Source organism: Fibrobacter sp. UWB3 (genome assembly GCF_002210405.1).
Taxonomy (GTDB): domain Bacteria; phylum Fibrobacterota; class Fibrobacteria; order Fibrobacterales; family Fibrobacteraceae; genus Fibrobacter.
In genome coordinates, this window is sequence record NZ_MWQJ01000008.1 from 104,340 (window position 1) to 121,292 (window position 16,953).

The following is a 16,953-nucleotide window of genomic DNA, read 5'->3' on the forward strand; positions in this document are numbered from 1 at the left end:
ACGGGGATGAAAAAAATGCGTATAAACAAGTACATTTCTCTCAGTGGTTTTGCTAGCCGCCGTGCCGCAGACGAACTCGTCGCCGACGGTCGCGTACAGGTGAACGGAGAAACGATCTCTGACCTCGGCCATCAAGTGGACGAAACCAAGGACCAGGTGACGGTTGACGGAAAGTTGCTGAAGCTCCCGACAAACAAGAAAACAAAAGTCATCATGCTCCACAAGCCGGCTGGTTGCGTTTGCACCAAGGACGACCCGCAGGGCCGCCGCACGGTTTACGATTACTTGCCGCCGGGATACCATAATTTCAAGTACGTCGGACGACTCGACTTGCAGAGCCGTGGTCTTTTGCTTTTCACCGACGACGGCGAACTGCTTTACCGCCTCACGCACCCGAGTTTTGAAGTGCCGCGTAGCTACTACGTGTGGACCACTCGCCCGCTCAGCGAATCTGCCGCCCAGCGCTTGGTCGATGGCGTAGACATCCGCGACCCGGAAGATCCGGACGCCCAGGAAGAAATCGCTTTCGCCACAGACGTCTACCTCGAAAACGGATTTGCAGAACTTGTGCTTATCGAAGGCAAGAACCGTGAAATCCGCCGCATGATGCGAGCCATCGGTTACGAAATCCGCGACCTCAAGCGCGTAAGCTACTGCCAAATTCAGCTCGGCGACTTGCCCGCAGGCGAATTCCGCGAACTCACGCCCAACGAATTGAACAAATTGCGTCAGGCCGTGCATTTGTAGGCGATCCATGAAACGTACTTTATATATCGGTGATGTTCATGGTTGCGCAGACGAACTCTCTGCGATTATCGACCAATTCGGCTTTGTACGCGGTAGCGATACCATTTACCAGACCGGCGATATCATCAACAAAGGTCCCGACATGATGCGCGCCATGCACATTGTCGAGGAACTCGGTATTCTGACCGTCCGCGGGAATCACGAAGAACATCTCATCCGCATGATGGAAACGCCCAAGAGCAACTGGACCGAAAAGCAGAAAAAGCGTTTCAAGGCGCTCTCGCTCGACGAATGGGTTTACATCCGCGATACCGTGAAGAACTGGCCGCTCTGGCGCGACACGCCGCACGCACTCCTCGTGCACGCAGGCCTAGAACCGGGCAAGACGCGTCTCGAAGACATGAGCCCCGAAGTGCTCCTCTCCATCCGCTACTGGAATGACAAACCCTGGTTTGAACAGGTCAAGTGGAACAAGCTCGTCATCTTTGGACATTGGGCCAAGATGGGCTTCGTGAACATTCCCGGATTTATCGGTCTCGATTCCGGATGCGTCTACGGCAAGGCACTCACCGCTTGGTGCCCCGAAGAAGACAAGTTCTACAGCGTCCCGGCACTCCGCGAATACACACCCGTCAAGGACAAGGCAAAAGAATCCGAAGCTGCCCCCTGCAAAGTGCTCGGCGACAACTCCCCCGATTCCGTGCCACCCAAGACGTTCGACGAAATTAAGGAACGGATTGCAAGTGGCGACATCGCCTGCAAGGAAGAGACACCCGAAGAATCGAACATCCGCAAGGCAAGCCCCTCCATCAGCGCTGAATGGGCCGGGTATTAATTTACTATCTTTTAACTAGGCAATAATCTAGGTAACACAATGACAGCAGAAGAACTTTACAATCGTCTCAAGTCCGTCAAGCCGGGCGCAGCCCTTTGCACCTACACCATGGAAAAGGTGGAAAAGATGCTCCCGCTCATCAACGAAATCAACGAGCTCAAGAAAGAACAGGACACCGTTATCCTCGCCCACAGCTATTGCGCTCCTGAAATTCTTTTGGGCGTTGCCGACTTCACGGGCGATAGCTTTAAGCTCAGCAAGGACGCTACTACCGTCCAGCAAAAGACCATTCTCTTCTCTGCCGTGCGTTTCATGGGCGAAACCGCCAAGATTTTGAACCCGCAGAAGGATGTGATTATCCCGGGCCCGCTCACGGGTTGCAGCCTCGCCGATTCCATTACCGGCAAGGACGTCGAAGAACTCCGCAAGCAGAATCCGGACTACACGTTTGTCTGCTACATCAACACGACTGCCGATGTAAAGGCCGCCTGCGACGTCTGCGTGACTAGCGGTAACGTGATGCACATCGTCGAAACGATTCCGTCCGACAAGATTTTCTTTGTTCCGGACGCCCTCATGGGCCAAAACATCATCGATGAGATGAAGCGTCGCGGTGTCAAGAAGGATATCAAGCTCTATAACGGCTGCTGCTACGTTCATGAAAACTACGACCCGGATTTGATCCAGTTCTTCCGTAGCCAAAACCCGAATCTCAAGGTGATTAGCCATCCGGAATGCAACCCGTCTGTCGCCATGCTCAGTGACTACGTCGGAAGCACAGGCCAGATGGTGAGCTACATCAACCAGCAGCCCAAAGACAGCTGCATTTTGCTCCTCACGGAATGCGGCCTCAATGCCCGTATGCACTACGAACACCCCGATATGAACTTTATCGGTAGCTGCTGCATGTGCAAATACATGAAGTCGAACTCGCTCGAAAACATCCTGGAAGCACTCCGCCACCCCGAAAAGGCAGAACACATCTCACTCGACGAAGGTGTACGCGTCAAGGCCAAGAAGTGCATCGACGCCATGTTCAAATACGCCGAATAGTTCGCAGAGCGCGCTACGGTTCACAACAAGCGACCTTAAAATTTATATCTTTGCGTCACTCGGATTGTGGGATGTCAAAATCTCTTGGAGGATAAAAGATGAAGAAAATTTTATTGGCTTTGACCTTGTTGTGTTCCGCCGTATTTGCGCAACCTGAAGACAGCGATTTTTCTTACTGGCCACGTTCCTATTTTGCAAGCATAAGCTTCAGCGTTATCGCAAACCGAGGCGATCTTTTTGACCGCTCTATGGTTTTGAAATACGATTGGATCGAAGAAACCGTTCATTTGCCAAACACCAAGGTTCTCGTTTCTCCTGACTACAGCATTGGCGTAAACATTCGCGAATTTACTTTCTCAGCATCATTCCAGTACTGGTCTATGCTAGGATCCATTCCGTCTCTGCCCGAGCCCATAAACGAGCAGAACATGAAATATTGGCGATTCGGAATTGAAGCGACATACAACTTTTTCTATCCTGAATTTTTCCAGGTGGGTGTCGGCCTCGGTTATTCATTCTCCAAACTAACAACAGAAAATAATGTTTCCAACTACAAGGGGTATTTCAATTCCGAACTGAACGGATCTGCAATAGCCCTTGTTTCTCACATACGTTATTTAATCACAGATAATTTTGGGCTCATCTCTTCTCTACGCGTTTACGAGAACTGGTATAAATCAGTCTATACGAAAAACAGCGGAACAATTGATTTCCACGAAGTAGGCGACAGTTACTATTGGCAGACCTACATAGCAGTTTCCATCGGAGCCATGGTTCAGTTTTAATTAAAAACTAAAGAAGGCACAAAAAATGATAACATTCCTAATTGGTGTTGCAATCCTCATCCTTGGATATTTCACCTACGGCAAGTTCGTTGAACGCGTGTTCGGACCGGATGACCGCAAGACTCCGGCACTCGCAAACCCGGATGGCGTTGACCGCGTCCCGATGCCGCACTGGAAAAACGTTCTCATTCAGCTTTTGAACATTGCAGGCATTGGTCCTGTGATTGGCGTGATTCTCGGCATCAAGTTTGGCGCCATCGTGTTCATTTTGCTCCCGCTCGGAAACGTTCTCGGCGGTGCAGTGCACGACTACTTCAGCGGCATGATCAGCATGCGCAACAACGGTTACAACGTCCCGGCGCTCTCCCGCAAGTTCTTGGGCAAGGGACCGGCAAAACTTGTAATGACGCTCATTTCCGTGGCGCTCATTCTCGTTGGCGCCGTGTTTACCACAACTCCGGCCGCTCTCGTGAACACCCCGATTCTCGTCGGCAGCCACGTCTCGCCGACACTTTTCTGGATTGCCGTTGTCTGCATTTTTGCCTACTACTTCATTAGCACCTTCTTCCCGATTGACAAGATTATCGGCCGCATCTACCCGATTTTCGGCGCCCTCCTGATTCTCGCCTCCCTCGCTATTTTCGTGGGCATCATCCCGAACTTGAACGTCCTCGATGAATTCTGCTTCAACGATATCATGAGCAACTTCCACAAGCATCCGGCAGGCCAGCCGATCATCCCGATGCTCTTCGTGACGATTGCTTGCGGCATCATCAGCGGTTTCCACAGCACGCAAAGCCCGCTCGTTGCCCGTACGGAAGTGACCGAAAAGACCGGTCGCCAGACGTTCTACGGCATGATGATTATTGAAGGTTTGATTGGTATGATCTGGGCTGCAGGTGGCATGTTCATTTACCACCAGATGCCGGAACTTTTGACAGGCGCTTCGGGCGTGAAGGTCTTGAGCGTTCTCGTTTCGACCGTGATTCCTTGGGCTCCGATTTCGATCCTCGTGGTCGTGGGCGTGATTATCCTTGCTATCACGAGCGGCGATACCAGCCTCCGCAGCCTCCGCCTTACCGTTGCAGAACTGACCGGACTTGAACAGACTTCTGTCAAGAACCGCCTCCTCCTTACAGTTCCAATGTTTGCCCTTTGCGCCGTGATTATTTTCTGGAGCAATATGAACCCTGAAGGTTTCAACATTTTGTGGAACTACTTCAGCTGGAGCAACCAGCTCATGGCCGTTTGCAGCCTCTGCGTGGCAACCGTTTATCTCCGCAGCAAAAAGAAGAACTTCTGGATTGCGCTTATCCCGTGCATGTTCATGACGTTCATTACAGCTGATTACATTCTCTGGGTGAGCCCGGAAAACCTCAAGGGCGCTCCGCTTGGCTTTGGTCTCGACTACAAGACAGCTCTCGTGATTGCACTCCACGACGCCGCTATTCTCGGATTCTTCCTCTGTGTTCGTGGCAAGTCGCTCTCCCAGATGGAAGGCTATAATGCCGACCGCTGGAACTCCGATCTTGACGAAAACAAGATTCCGAAAGCTCAGTAAGCAAGCGCTGCCAGCAAATTCAATCAATGCTAGAACCATCCACAACACATAAAGGAGATGCCCGATTAAATCGGGCATGACAGTTGTTGTGGTCATAAAAGGCAGCATAAAATCCATCACGTTCCATAGCCAGCAAAATGGCTTTACCGTGATGCGCCTGAACGATATCGAAAGTAAGAAAGTCGTTGTCGTCACGGGAACTTTTCCCGCTTTGCAACCTGGCGAAACAATCTCTGTAGAAGGCGACTGGGGTTCGCATCCGAAATACGGAAAGCAATTCCAGGCAACTTCTTTTGAATACATCGCCACAGACGATAACGATATCCTTGAATACTTGGCGAGCGGACAATTCCCGGGCGTGGGACAAAAGATTGCCGAACGCATTGTGGAAGCTTTTGGCGATGCAACCGCCGACATTCTCGACAACAATCCAAACAAGTTCCGCGAAGTAAAAATCAAAGGCTTCCCCACCCGCAAGGTGGAAGCTTTTTTGGCACGTTGGCAAGAAGCACGTCACAGCCGCGAAACAATGCTATTCTTGTACAAGCACGAAATTGTCGGCAGTGTGGCAAAGCGCCTTTGGAACAAGTTCGGGCAAGCGACGATTGAACGTATCACGCAAAACCCATACATGCTCTGCGAAGAAGTCTGGGGCATCGGATTTTTAAAAGCTGACGAAATCGCGCAGAAAGTCGGATTCCCGAAAGACAGTCCCGAGCGTTTTCAGGCAGCGTTACTTTACACATTGCAAGAAGCGTCGGTTAGCGATGGACATGTGTTTTTGCCGAAGAACGTGCTCCTGGAACGCACATTCCGCAACTTGCGTTTAATGCAGGACGACGAAGGCGCCATCAACACGCTCCTCGATGAATTCGAAAAAGCAAGCGAATCTGGGCGCATCACGCGCGAAGGCGACGATTGCTATTTTCCGCCGCTCTACAAAGCCGAGCAGCGCATCGCAGACAACATCAAGCTCCGTTTGCGATACAACGAGCTTTCAACGGAAGGCTTCGAAGACGCCCTGGCGCAGTGGGAACGCGAACATAAGTTCAGCTTTGACCCGATCCAAAAACGCGCTATCCAAATGGCGCTCTCGCGAAAGATTTCCATCATCACAGGTGGCCCCGGCACCGGTAAGACAACAATCCTCAAGGGGATTTTGTACCTCGCCCGCCAAATGGAAGAATGCGTAAGCCTCACGGCCCCGACAGGGCGCGCCGCCAAGCGCATGGGCGAATGCTGTGGCGAGAAAGCCCGCACAATCCACCGTCTGCTCGAGGTGGACCCGATTTCGGGCAAGTTCCATCGCGATGGCGACAACAAGCTCCAATGCAATTTGCTCATTGTCGATGAATTCAGTATGGTCGATACGTGGCTTGCCGCCTCGCTCCTCGAAGCGACGCCACTCAACGCGAGAATCGTTCTCGTAGGCGATGCCGACCAGCTCCCCAGCGTGGGAGCTGGCAATGTGCTGAACGACTTGTTGCGTTGCCCCAAGATTCCGAGTACCCGCCTTCAGCACATTTTCCGCCAGGCCGGCGGAAACGACATCGCCGACAAAGCATCTAAAATCAATCAGGGCATTAGCCCCTCGCCCATCGAAGGCACGAACTTCCACTTTTTACCTTACGAGTCGGCCGATGAAGCTAAAGACATCATCGCCCGCCTCGTCACGCGCGGCATCAAGGAAAAAATCGACATTGACACGCAAGAGATGCAACTCCTCACGCCGATGCGCAAAGGACCGCTTGGCATTTACGAACTAAACAACTTCTTGCAAGACCTCCTGAACCCCGGCAAGGAACGCATCAAAATCGCGAGCGGCAACTGGAGTACCGGCGACCGAGTGATGCAAATCCGCAACAACTACGACAAGAACGTGTTCAACGGAGACGTCGGCATCATCTACAAAATCGGGAAAGACACGAAAAAAATCACGGTCTTTTACGATGACAAGACCGTGGATTACGAGCCCGATGAAGCCGATGAACTTATCCTTGCGTACGCCTGCACCATCCACAAAAGCCAGGGCAGCGAATACCCCGCCGTCATCGTCGTGCTAGATTCTAGCCACAGCATCATGCTGCAGCGGAACCTCATCTACACCGCCATCACGCGTGCCAAAGGTCACGTGTGGATTTTGTCTGCACCGGGAGCGTTCTATCAAGCCGTGCGCAACAACCGCAGCACAAGACGATATACAAGACTTACTGAAAAACTGGGTTAGCACAAAGGATGACGAGCCGCAAAATGCGTGGGCATTCCCGCGCGTCCATTAAGCTTATTTCGGCCAGTAGCCGGTCGGCTTTTGGTTCAGGTACATGAGCCTAGCCCATTCAGAACTTTTCGCTTCATCCATAAAGTAAAGTTCATCAAGCGAACCCTTGAAAACACGGTCTACCTTTCCACTGGATTGCTTGCGAGCGCCAATGACAAACGGACCATCCGATGTTCGCTTATCATCCGTATGGTTGCGGCTAATCAAGGTTTCTTCAAGCTTGCCATTCCTGAAAATCGCCGTCGAATCGCCCGACTTGACGACCGTAAAATGCACCCACTGCTTGTAATCGGTTTCCGGCGCAATCGCGATGCTCGCCTGGTACCAATGATCCAAATCCGATTCGTCGAGTTCCTTGTACATCCAGCTAGAACGGTCGCTATCACCTGCCTGATACTTGAAGTGGTATTCCGCTTCGGACTTGCCCCAAATGAATCGCGACGTCGAAGTATCTTCAACATTCACCCAGAAAGACGCAGTAAAGCTAGACGTATCCTTCAACGCAAAGCCCCTATAATCTGCGGATTCCTGAATTTCAATAATGGAAGATTTTCCGTTAAATACAAACGCACCGCCAATAATTCCATCGCCAGCCGTGACATCAGTGACGCGTCCCTTGAACGGATTATCGCCAGAAGTCTTGACTATAGAATCCGGGAATTCAGATTCATCAAAGTTCCACGCCGCCACAAAGCCATCTGTGAAAGAGAACGGATCTGCAGCACGCATCAAGGCCTGCGCATTTCCGAAAGCATCGTCTCTCACAACACAAGCCTCCGTCACACTAGGTTCCTCAATAAAATCCGTTTCATTCCAGGCGAAAACGAGCTTTTGCGTTTCCCGTTGCGGGTAAAGCGTAGACAAGCGAACCCACAGCCCCGTCGGAATAGAGTCCTTGCCACAAACGACCTTGAAAGTCGTCCAGAACGAAGCTGGCTCCAAATAAACTTTAAGTGCAGATATATTCTTGACAAGCGATTCACGGTCATCTGCATTCAAGTCACTCAAGCGGACGTACAGCGGGAACCCTTCAATAGTATCGCGCAGGTCTATGCCAGTCGCCGATGTATTGAGCGGGATTTCCAAAGTGCGGGCAGAACTATCATAGTAAAAGGCCTGCTTTGCATCCGTATTTTCAACAAGAACGGCCTTGATGCTATTAGTGCCCTCCGAAGTACTCACTTGCACCGAATCATAGTACGATGCCAGTACACCGGTAAAAATCGCATAACGAACAATTCCATCTGTTATAATCTTGGCGGTTGACTTGTACGTTGAACCCACGATAGAAAGGCTAGCAACCGAGTCCTTGGTATCTTGCAAATAAATCTTGATGTCGTTACTTTGATTCAATCCCAAATTGACAGATTGCGCAGAATCCTTCGCAATTTTCAGGCCAGATTCGCGAACTGCAAATGTTTCGCCATCCGAATCTTCATAAAACGCTTCCAAATTGTAAACGCCACTCGGCAAGTTTTCAAAAGCGTAATATCCCATCGAATCCGCAGTCGTCGTGTAGTACGATGTGCTATCTTCTTTTGCAGGGTCATAATCCGCCGGCACGCAGTAAACACGAGCATAAGAGGCGCGCCTAAAAAAGTCCGGTCTCTGCGCTCCGTCCACAAACGCAAGCGTTCCCATCAATTCCGGGGAACCGACTTCGGAGCTGTTCCCGCCAGCCACCTTGTTGTCAGAGCAAGATACGAGGAATACCATTGCAAGTAACGCCTGCAACGCGAACAATGCAGAAACCGCCGATTTAGCCAATCGAGTATTTCGTTTCATTGCATCCTCACTTGGACAACGGGAAAATCTGGATATTCATCTGGAAAACGCGGCCACCGTCCTCGTCCTCATTAGCAATCATAGAAATTTTTTTGCGGAATTCATTGATGCACTTGACAATTTTCTTGTAAGAACCCTCCGAAATGCCAAGAGTCACACTACTCACGTTCCTTTCGGTCGAAGGAACATTGGTAATGGACTCCTTCGCCAAATCAATAAATTCCTTGTGGTAATTGATAAACGCCTGCTGGATGACCTTGTCGCCTGTGCTAATCGCCGGATTGTTCAAAATCCAGTTGCCCTTGGCGTCCTTCTTGATCAGCCCAACGCGTTCCAGCAAATCCACCGCCTGCCGCGCCTGCTCTCCAGAAATCGGCGGCATCAAGCGCGCCCCGAGAGCATCGTAATCTCCATCAAAACCAATCATCCCGATAATCGAGCGGATCGCGGAATAGTACCAATGCGAATAAACTTCATACTGGTACGCGCGGGTCAAAAGCATCTGCTGCGTGAAACGGGAAGTCGCCGTGATTTCTTCCATGCGCTTCTTGTAGTTTTCACGCTCATCCTCGTTGGACGCCTGGCAGAACAGCACCATCGCCTCGAAATACGCAGCCTCGCTTTCATCGAATTGTAAGCCACCGACAATTTTTGCAATGCTTGCCGGAGTGAGACTCTTTTCGCCCTTCATCACGCGCGAAATAAAATCCTTGGACGAAAATCCCAGCTTGTCCGAGAAACTCCGCAGCGAATAACGGCGGTTCAAGGCTTGCGCACACTCAAAATAGTGCCGCAAATAAGCGCGGTAATCATCAAATTCAAAAACCGACATGCGCTTCGGAGGGATAGAACCGAGGCGTTCTTCAGGCTGCGATTTTTCTGCACTGGATTTCATACTCTAAAAATATATTGTAAAGCCGTTATTCGGTAAAAACGCCCCAAAAACAGCCACAAAATCGTTGTCTACCGAGGACGCTTTGTTCCCGCGACACCTGTTTTCCCTCGACATTTAGGGCACACACATCTATCTTTATAAAAAAAAGGAATTTTGCTCTGGCATCGGATTGAGCTATAAAAGCCCCACACCAAAACAAGCTCTAGCGATGCTACGAGAACAGGTCCATCTCTCAAACACGCAGGGAACGACTCCGGTCGTTCCCTTTTCAGCATGTCATGCCGGCCTTTTTGTCATCCCGGATTTGTACAAGTACAAAGCCCTTCGGCTCAGCTATGAAAATGCAAGCATTTTCGCAGCGTTCGCCTTGGTTGCTTTTATTCCGGGGCGGGATCACCTTTCCTTATCAGAAACTACCGTTTCCGATAGACCTTCTGTTGCGATGGTCCGCGAGCATTCAATGTTCGGCCTTGAGCGTCAAAGCGTTGCACCGATTTAGCCAAGTTCGCGGTTCCCGCTGAATTATCGTGAGCGACACGAGCCCCCGGTTTCAAGGCTGTCGTCTTTTCGACTTTCAACGGAGCCGTCACAATTCGCGAAAGCGTGTTCTCATCCACCTTCACAGAAACCTTGTACTCGCCCACTTCCGAAGCCTCAAGCGTTTCACGAGTTTCGCCTTCGAGGAGTTTTCCGTCTTTGTACCACTGGTAACCAAAACCCTTCGGAGCCTTGAGCATCGAGCCATCCTGCGTTACATGCAACGTATCCATTTGCAAATGGGCATACACAATTTCGGCCAAGTGCTTTGCGCCCTCGACAGACGGATGCACCATATCTTCCAAATACCAGCTCGGATTTTCAAGCGCGCTAAAACGAGAATGCAAATCAATCACATTCACGCCCTTTTCGATCCCCGCCTGCAAAATCGCCGGATTCACGCGCTTTACGACAGCCGTATCGAGAATATTCCATTCAACGTTGTTCACATAAGGCGCCAAGCAAATAAAGACATGCGGCTTCGACTTCACCTGGAACGTGTCAATCAGTGCTTCAAAATCAGCCGTGATTGCAGAGTCCACAGCCGCATCCTGCTCCGGAGTATTCCAAGTCGTATACGATTTCGAATCGTTCGTTCCCAGCTCGATGATAACCGTATCTGCAGCGAATTCTATCGCCGGCGCAAAGCGGTAACCTTTCCAGTACGAAGCCTGATCATCCTTGCGAACCGTAAGCCCGCTCACACCAAAATTTTCGACAGTATCGCCAGGTGCATCGCCACGTAGCATCCCCTGCAAATGATGCGGGTAGCTCGTTTGGTCCGGCCAGGACTCAATCCCGTAACCATACGTGATGCTATTGCCAACGCAAGCGACCTTGCCCGCCGCAAACGCCGATGCCACCATAGCTGACGACACCATGGCCGCAGCCAAAACTATCTTCCCAAACATATTCATAACCATGTGATAAATATAATCAAGAAAGAGGGATGACGAGACAAATCACAGCCGGAATTGGTCTATTTCTTCCTTTGTCAATTCGCACATCGGCTTTCCAACTCTTTCTGCATAACGAGACAACTCCAACAAGTTCACATGCATTGAAGGAGCATCTTTGTACGGATCAGGAGTGGCCCTATACGCCTCCATGGATTCCGCCAGAATGACAGGCCCTTTAGTTCCATTCATAGGTGTAAGTCTCCAAAAGATGTTTAGCCGCGTTTTCGTTCACGAAAAATTGGTATTCGTGCAAAGCCCCTAAAAATATGGCTCCTAATACTTCAATATAGTGATTAAGTAGCTCTCTGTTAAGGGCAAAGCCGTGAATTGCGCCTTGATATCCCCACTGAATTGATTTATCAGCAGCAATAGCAAATAGATGTCCTCCTACCCCAATGTATTTTTGCGATCCACACAATCGCTTATTATTACGAGGAGCAGTACAAGCCCAATGGATAAATGCAGCCACGGAATTCTTGTCATTTTTTACTCCGATAAGACCCTGAATTTCGTTATTTTCCTTTAGCGCTAAAGCAAAGACCTCAACATTATCGGGAATTTCAATCCAATTGATTCCCCAACCGTTCTTTTCGTTGAATTTTTTCAGGAATGAACGACTTTCGATTTTAAATACAACCGTTTCCTTGATTTCGCCAGTTTCGGTATCCTTGAGACAAGGAACAATTTCATCAAGCCAAATGCCGACGCCACCATTCTTCACATCATTCTTCATTTTTAACTCCTCCCCGCAGACATGCTGAAAACAGCGGGGCTTTTGTTGTTTATAGAGCAATATATCTGCTCATCCGTACACTAAATATAGACTATCGGAAAACTATCGTCAAGAGGGTTGTACATTTTTGCCGAGCAATTTTACATTCGCACCATACCGAAAAACTCCAATGCTCCGTTGGAGTTTTTTCCTTAACAATTAACCCCTATTCCGATCAAATTTCGTATTTCTACAAAATCAGACCGAATAAAAATCTAAAATCATACCGATTGAAAATATCAAATCAAACCGAATGAAAACAGCAAATCACACCGAATATATTGACAAAATCATACCGATTATATATTTTAAGGGGTATGAAATCGTCAAATTACAAGCCTAGAATCGTCGATAACCAAATAGAAAACGCCCTTTCAACCTTCGGAGCCGTATGCATCGAAGGTCCCAAATGGTGCGGCAAAACCTGGACTTCCGATTATCACGCCAACAGCAAAATCGAACTAGGCGACCCAAGTGGCAATTTCCAGAACCGACAACTTGCGGAGCTCGACCCAAAACTGATTTTAAGCGGAGATACACCTCGACTCATCGATGAATGGCAGGAAGTTCCGTCAGTATGGGACGCCGTTCGTTACGAAGTTGATCATCGTGCGCTCAAGGGTCAATTTATCCTGACAGGTTCATCTACACCGTCGCGTAAAGGAGTTCTGCACAGCGGAGCCGGACGAATCGCCAAAATTCGCATGCGGCCAATGTCGCTATACGAATCAGGAGCCTCTAGCGGAAAGGTTTCGTTACTGGACATTTGCAACGGCAAAATCGAACCAGTCATGACGGGAGACGTCCAATTAAACGACTTGATAGAACTCGTGGTTCGCGGTGGATGGCCAGGCAATCTTGGACTTTCTACGGAACAATCCATGGCCATTCCTAAAGCCTATCTTGAAGCCATTATCGACGACGATATGGATCGTCTTGACGGAATCAAACGAAACAAAAGCAAGATGACGTTGTTACTCAGATCTCTTGCCAGAAACGAATCAACCACAGCAACAAACAAAATTTTGAAGAACGACATCAAAGAAATCGATGATGACGACATCGACTCGGATACAATAGCAAGCTACCTTGATGTTTTAAAAAGACTCTTTCTTGTCGAGAACCAGCCTCCATTCTGCACAAAAATACGCTCCAAGCTTAGAGTCAAGCAAGCCGAAAAACGACACCTCGCCGACCCTTCACTTGCAGTAGCACTATTGGGAGCGACACCTAGCAAACTTTTAAATGATCTGAACACTCTAGGCTTTCTTTTCGAATCACTTTGCGAACGCGACTTGGATATCTACGCAAAATCCTTCGGAGGAAAACTATACCATTACCAAGACTACGCAAACAAGGAAATAGACTCCGTTATTGAGATGCCCGATGGTAGCTGGAACGCTTTTGAAATAAAGCTCGGAGCAAATCAGATTGATGAAGCAGCACGCAACTTATTGGATATACAGAACGATATTTCCAATGATCCAGCAGGAATTCCCCCATCCAATCTCTGCGTCATTTGCGGAATGAGCAACGCCGCCTACAAGCGTCCTGACGGAGTATTCGTAGTGCCGATTACAGCGTTGAAGAATTAAGCCTAAAAAAAGCAAAGCCCGCTCAGTGGCGGGCATGACATTCTCAAAGCAAAGCGCCTTTTACGCACCTCGCACTTATGTATTGTATTCCCTGTCGGGGTGTTCCGCCATCTCGTCCAGTTGAATTTGGTGGATGACCACGTGACCTTCGACAAGGCTCTTTTGCACATCGATAATGCGCTGGTTCCAGGAACCTCTGAACTTAATGTCCAGGGACTTCTTCGCCATGACAAACGGACCGTCGATGAGGATGTCCGCAAACGTGAGCAGTTCAAAGAGCTCCGGCTTTTCGGGCGTGAGCTTCATCAGCTGTTCGTACGTGTATCCCGTGAAAATCACGAGATTGAGACCGCGTTCCTTGATTTCGCGGGCAAGCGGAATAAGTGCCGCCGCCTGGTCCATCGGATCGCCTCCGCTAAACGTCACGCCATCGAGCAGCGGATTATCCTTGATCATCGTGATAATCGCTTCGCGCTCGATAAAGTGTCCGCCCTCAAAATCATGAGTCTGCGGATTCTGGCAACCCGGGCAGTTGTGGTGACAGCCCTGGGTAAACACAGTCAAGCGGATTCCGGGACCGTCCACGAATGATTCGGGCTCAATCCCAGCAATCCGCAGTGGAGGATATTCATCCATCTTATACGCCGTGCTTCACGCGATCGTTGACTTCAGCGCGCTTGGCGTTGTTGAAGCGGTCAATTGTACCAACGAGGTAACCCGTGATGCGGCGGATACGTTCGAATCCGATCCCTTCGCCATATTGAGACATTTCTTTTTCAGACATTTTTTGCACTCCTTGTAAAATCATCTGATCCCTCTGAATGCGGGCATTCCAGGGAATTTCTTTCTAAGTTCTTCGATCTTTTCGCAAGAGATGGCATGGCCTTCGCTACGTCCGCAGCGCGGGCAAACATCGCCAATCACACCCACAAATCCGCAAACCGGGTCGCGGTCCACCGGATGGTTGATGCTGCCGTAACCGATACCGACCTTTGCCATGTACTTCACGATCTTTTCGAAAGCGTCCAGGTTCTGCGTCGGGTCGCCATCGAGTTCGATGTAGCTGATGTGGCCAGCGTTGGTGAGCGCATGGTATGGAGCTTCGAGCGAGAGCTTCTTGAAAGCAGAAATCTTGTAGTAGACCGGCACGTGGAAAGAGTTGGTGTAGTAATCGCGGTCGGTAACGCCCGGGATAATGCCAAACTTCTTCTTGTCCATGCGCACAAAACGGCCCGAGAGGCCTTCAGCCGGCGTTGCAAGCAAGCTGAAGTTGAGGCCAAGGCGTTCGGATTCCTTGTCGCAGAATTCGCGCATGTGGCCGATAATCTTGAGGCCGAGTTCCTGAGAAGCTTCGGATTCACCGTGGTGCTTGCCCGTAAGCATCACCAACGTTTCGGCAAGGCCGATAAAGCCAATCGAAAGCGTACCGTGCTTGATGACTTCGCCCACGGTATCTTCCCAGCCGAGCTTGTCGGAATCAATCCACACACCCTGTCCCATGAGGAACGGGAAGTTCTTGACCTTGCGGCGGCTCTGCACGGCAAAACGTTCCATGAGCTGATCGCTCACGAGTTGCATCATGCGGTCGAGTTCCTTGAAGAACAAGTCCACGGACTTCATCTTGATAGCGATACGCGGGAGGTTGATCGAGGTAAAGCTCAAGTTGCCACGACCGTAAGAGATTTCGCGGCTCGGGTCGTAATGGTTGCCAATCACGCGGGTACGGCAGCCCATATACGAAATTTCGGTTTCCGGATGGCCCGGCTTGTAGTACTGCAGGTTGTACGGAGCGTCCTGGAAGCTGAAGTTCGGGAACAGGCGCTTTGCACTCACGCGGCAGGCGAGCTTGAACAAGTCGTAGTTCGGTTCACCCGGATTGAGGTTGATGCCGTCCTTGACGCGGAAAATCTGGATCGGGAAGATAGCCGTTTCGCCACCGCCGAGGCCTTCTTCGGTCGTGAGGAGCAAGTTCTTCATGACCATGCGGGCTTCCGGTTCCGTGCACATACCATAGTTGATGCTAGAGAACGGAGTCTGGGCACCAGCGCGGCTGTGCATGGAGTTCAAGTTGTGGACAAAAGCTTCCATGGCCTGGAACGTCGCCTTGTCGGTTTCTTCGTAAGCCATCTTTTCGGCAAACTTCTGGGCATTCTTCACCGTTTCGGCGTCATAAGTTTTGGAAAGTTCGTGGACTTCAGTTGTCTGGAACTTTTCATTCGGCACGAGCGTTGCGACCATGCCCATTTCAGCCATTTCGCCGTGGAGCTTTTTCACCACCGGCAGGACTTCTTCTTCGGTTTTGCCCGTCAAAAGCATGAGAGCCTTGACCATGTTCGAAAGGTAAGCCTTGCGGTACGTGATGCGCACACCGTTTGCCATGGCGTAATCGAAGTTCGGCACGGACTGTCCACCGTGCTGGTCGTTCTGGTTACTCTGAATAGCAATAGCGGCCAAGGCGGCGTAGCTGCGGATATCCTTCGGTTCGCGCAAATGACCGTGACCCGTGTTGAAGCCGTTCTTGAACAACTTAATGAGGTCAATCTGGCAGCAGGTCATCGTCAAAGAATAGAAATCGAGGTCATGGATGTGGATGTCACCATCCATGTGGGCACGGCTGTGTTCCGGCTTGAGCATCATCATCGTGTAGAAGTGCTTAGCGGATTCGCTCCCGTACTTGAGCATGGTGCCCATAGCGGTATCGCCGTCGATATTGGCGTTTTCGCGTTTGAGGTCGGATTCCTTGGCAGAGCTGAACGTAATGTCATGAAGCGTCTGCATGAGACGAGTGTTGACTTCACGTACGCGGGTACGTTCGGCGCGGTACAAGATATAGCTCTTGGCGGTATCGGCGTAACCACCTTCGGTCAAAGCCTTTTCAACAGCATCCTGAATTTCTTCGATGTCCGGCTTGGTCTTATTTTCGGCTTCAAGATGGCCAACAGCTTCGGCAGCAACCTTGAGAGCGACGTTTGTCAAAAGGTCATCGTTTCCAAGCAAATTCATCTGAGCTTGGGCAGCCTTGATCTGTTCATCCAATTCGCCAGAGGCTCTAAAAGCCTTAATTACGGCGTCTGCAATCTTCTCAATGTTGAACGGCATCTCGCGGCCGTCGCGCTTTTTGACAGTAAAAATCATCTAAAAAAAACCTTCA

14 protein-coding genes are annotated in these 16,953 nt (G+C 50.1%); 7 read left to right on the forward strand and 7 right to left on the reverse strand.

Annotation, left to right across the window (positions count from 1 at the left end):
* Window positions 1–15: 15 nt before the first annotated feature.
* The 6 genes from B7991_RS10230 (at window position 16) to B7991_RS10255 (ending at window position 7,208) form a co-directional block, all read left to right on the forward strand.
* Window positions 16–747, forward strand: a complete 732-nt coding sequence (locus B7991_RS10230; RefSeq protein ID WP_074207883.1) for a pseudouridine synthase — start codon at window positions 16–18, stop codon at window positions 745–747.
* A gap of 7 nt (window positions 748–754) precedes the next feature.
* Window positions 755–1,582: a metallophosphoesterase gene (locus tag B7991_RS10235; protein ID WP_088630740.1), complete on the forward strand. Its 828-nt coding sequence runs from the start codon at window positions 755–757 to the stop codon at window positions 1,580–1,582.
* Between the two features lie 39 nt (window positions 1,583–1,621).
* Entirely contained in the window at window positions 1,622–2,635 is a 1,014-nt protein-coding gene (nadA, locus tag B7991_RS10240) for a quinolinate synthase NadA (protein ID WP_088630741.1), read from the forward strand.
* A 98-nt stretch (window positions 2,636–2,733) separates the two neighbouring features.
* Entirely contained in the window at window positions 2,734–3,420 is a 687-nt protein-coding gene (locus B7991_RS10245) for a hypothetical protein (protein WP_088630742.1), read from the forward strand.
* Window positions 3,421–3,445: 25 nt separating this feature from the next.
* The gene (locus B7991_RS10250; protein WP_088630743.1) at window positions 3,446–4,981 is read left to right on the forward strand and encodes a carbon starvation protein A; all 1,536 of its coding nucleotides are present in this window, start codon (window positions 3,446–3,448) and stop codon (window positions 4,979–4,981) included.
* Window positions 4,982–5,057: 76 nt separating this feature from the next.
* Entirely contained in the window at window positions 5,058–7,208 is a 2,151-nt protein-coding gene (locus B7991_RS10255) for an ATP-dependent RecD-like DNA helicase (RefSeq protein WP_235002899.1), read from the forward strand.
* 54 nt (window positions 7,209–7,262) lie between these two features.
* Here the strand turns inward: B7991_RS10255 and B7991_RS10260 are convergent, their stop codons facing one another.
* From B7991_RS10260 to B7991_RS10280, 4 genes are all read right to left on the reverse strand, one after another.
* The gene (locus B7991_RS10260) at window positions 7,263–9,044 is read right to left on the reverse strand and encodes a LamG-like jellyroll fold domain-containing protein (RefSeq protein ID WP_088630744.1); all 1,782 of its coding nucleotides are present in this window, start codon (window positions 9,042–9,044) and stop codon (window positions 7,263–7,265) included.
* 7 nt (window positions 9,045–9,051) lie between these two features.
* Window positions 9,052–9,939: a TIGR02147 family protein gene (locus B7991_RS10265; protein ID WP_088630745.1), complete on the reverse strand. Its 888-nt coding sequence runs from the start codon at window positions 9,937–9,939 to the stop codon at window positions 9,052–9,054.
* 413 nt (window positions 9,940–10,352) lie between these two features.
* The gene (locus tag B7991_RS10270) at window positions 10,353–11,357 is read right to left on the reverse strand and encodes a GDSL-type esterase/lipase family protein (RefSeq protein WP_254917934.1); all 1,005 of its coding nucleotides are present in this window, start codon (window positions 11,355–11,357) and stop codon (window positions 10,353–10,355) included.
* Window positions 11,358–11,610: 253 nt separating this feature from the next.
* Window positions 11,611–12,168, reverse strand: a complete 558-nt coding sequence (locus B7991_RS10280) for a hypothetical protein (protein ID WP_088630747.1) — start codon at window positions 12,166–12,168, stop codon at window positions 11,611–11,613.
* Between the two features lie 356 nt (window positions 12,169–12,524).
* Here B7991_RS10280 and B7991_RS10285 point away from each other — a divergent pair, with 356 nt between their 5' ends.
* Entirely contained in the window at window positions 12,525–13,802 is a 1,278-nt protein-coding gene (locus B7991_RS10285; protein WP_088630748.1) for an ATP-binding protein, read from the forward strand.
* Window positions 13,803–13,877: 75 nt separating this feature from the next.
* On the opposite strand, the gene nrdG is transcribed toward B7991_RS10285, so the two are convergent.
* The 3 genes from nrdG to B7991_RS10295 are packed head-to-tail and all read right to left on the reverse strand — an operon-like array spanning window position 13,878 to window position 16,937.
* A complete protein-coding gene (gene nrdG / locus B7991_RS10290; protein ID WP_085490944.1) occupies window positions 13,878–14,438 on the reverse strand; it encodes an anaerobic ribonucleoside-triphosphate reductase activating protein in 561 nt (186 codons plus the stop codon).
* A 1-nt stretch (window position 14,439) separates the two neighbouring features.
* Window positions 14,440–14,586: an anaerobic ribonucleoside-triphosphate reductase gene (nrdD, locus tag B7991_RS14670; protein WP_141099184.1), complete on the reverse strand. Its 147-nt coding sequence runs from the start codon at window positions 14,584–14,586 to the stop codon at window positions 14,440–14,442.
* A 20-nt stretch (window positions 14,587–14,606) separates the two neighbouring features.
* A complete protein-coding gene (locus B7991_RS10295) occupies window positions 14,607–16,937 on the reverse strand; it encodes an anaerobic ribonucleoside triphosphate reductase (RefSeq protein WP_073423360.1) in 2,331 nt (776 codons plus the stop codon).
* Window positions 16,938–16,953: the final 16 nt, after the last annotated feature.

Coding starts and splice junctions, on each gene's coding strand:
- B7991_RS10235 (WP_088630740.1), top strand. CDS start 755: ATGAAACGTACTTTATATATCGGTGATGTTCATGGTTGCGCAGACGAA.
- B7991_RS10295 (WP_073423360.1), bottom strand. CDS start 16,937: ATGATTTTTACTGTCAAAAAGCGCGACGGCCGCGAGATGCCGTTCAAC.
- B7991_RS10245 (WP_088630742.1), top strand. CDS start 2,734: ATGAAGAAAATTTTATTGGCTTTGACCTTGTTGTGTTCCGCCGTATTT.
- B7991_RS10265 (WP_088630745.1), bottom strand. CDS start 9,939: ATGAAATCCAGTGCAGAAAAATCGCAGCCTGAAGAACGCCTCGGTTCT.
- nrdG (WP_085490944.1), bottom strand. CDS start 14,438: ATGGATGAATATCCTCCACTGCGGATTGCTGGGATTGAGCCCGAATCA.
- B7991_RS10250 (WP_088630743.1), top strand. CDS start 3,446: ATGATAACATTCCTAATTGGTGTTGCAATCCTCATCCTTGGATATTTC.
- B7991_RS10285 (WP_088630748.1), top strand. CDS start 12,525: ATGAAATCGTCAAATTACAAGCCTAGAATCGTCGATAACCAAATAGAA.
- B7991_RS10260 (WP_088630744.1), bottom strand. CDS start 9,044: ATGAAACGAAATACTCGATTGGCTAAATCGGCGGTTTCTGCATTGTTC.
- nrdD (WP_141099184.1), bottom strand. CDS start 14,586: ATGTCTGAAAAAGAAATGTCTCAATATGGCGAAGGGATCGGATTCGAA.
- B7991_RS10280 (WP_088630747.1), bottom strand. CDS start 12,168: ATGAAGAATGATGTGAAGAATGGTGGCGTCGGCATTTGGCTTGATGAA.
- B7991_RS10255 (WP_235002899.1), top strand. CDS start 5,058: ATGACAGTTGTTGTGGTCATAAAAGGCAGCATAAAATCCATCACGTTC.
- nadA (WP_088630741.1), top strand. CDS start 1,622: ATGACAGCAGAAGAACTTTACAATCGTCTCAAGTCCGTCAAGCCGGGC.
- B7991_RS10270 (WP_254917934.1), bottom strand. CDS start 11,357: ATGGTGTCGTCAGCTATGGTGGCATCGGCGTTTGCGGCGGGCAAGGTC.
- B7991_RS10230 (WP_074207883.1), top strand. CDS start 16: ATGCGTATAAACAAGTACATTTCTCTCAGTGGTTTTGCTAGCCGCCGT.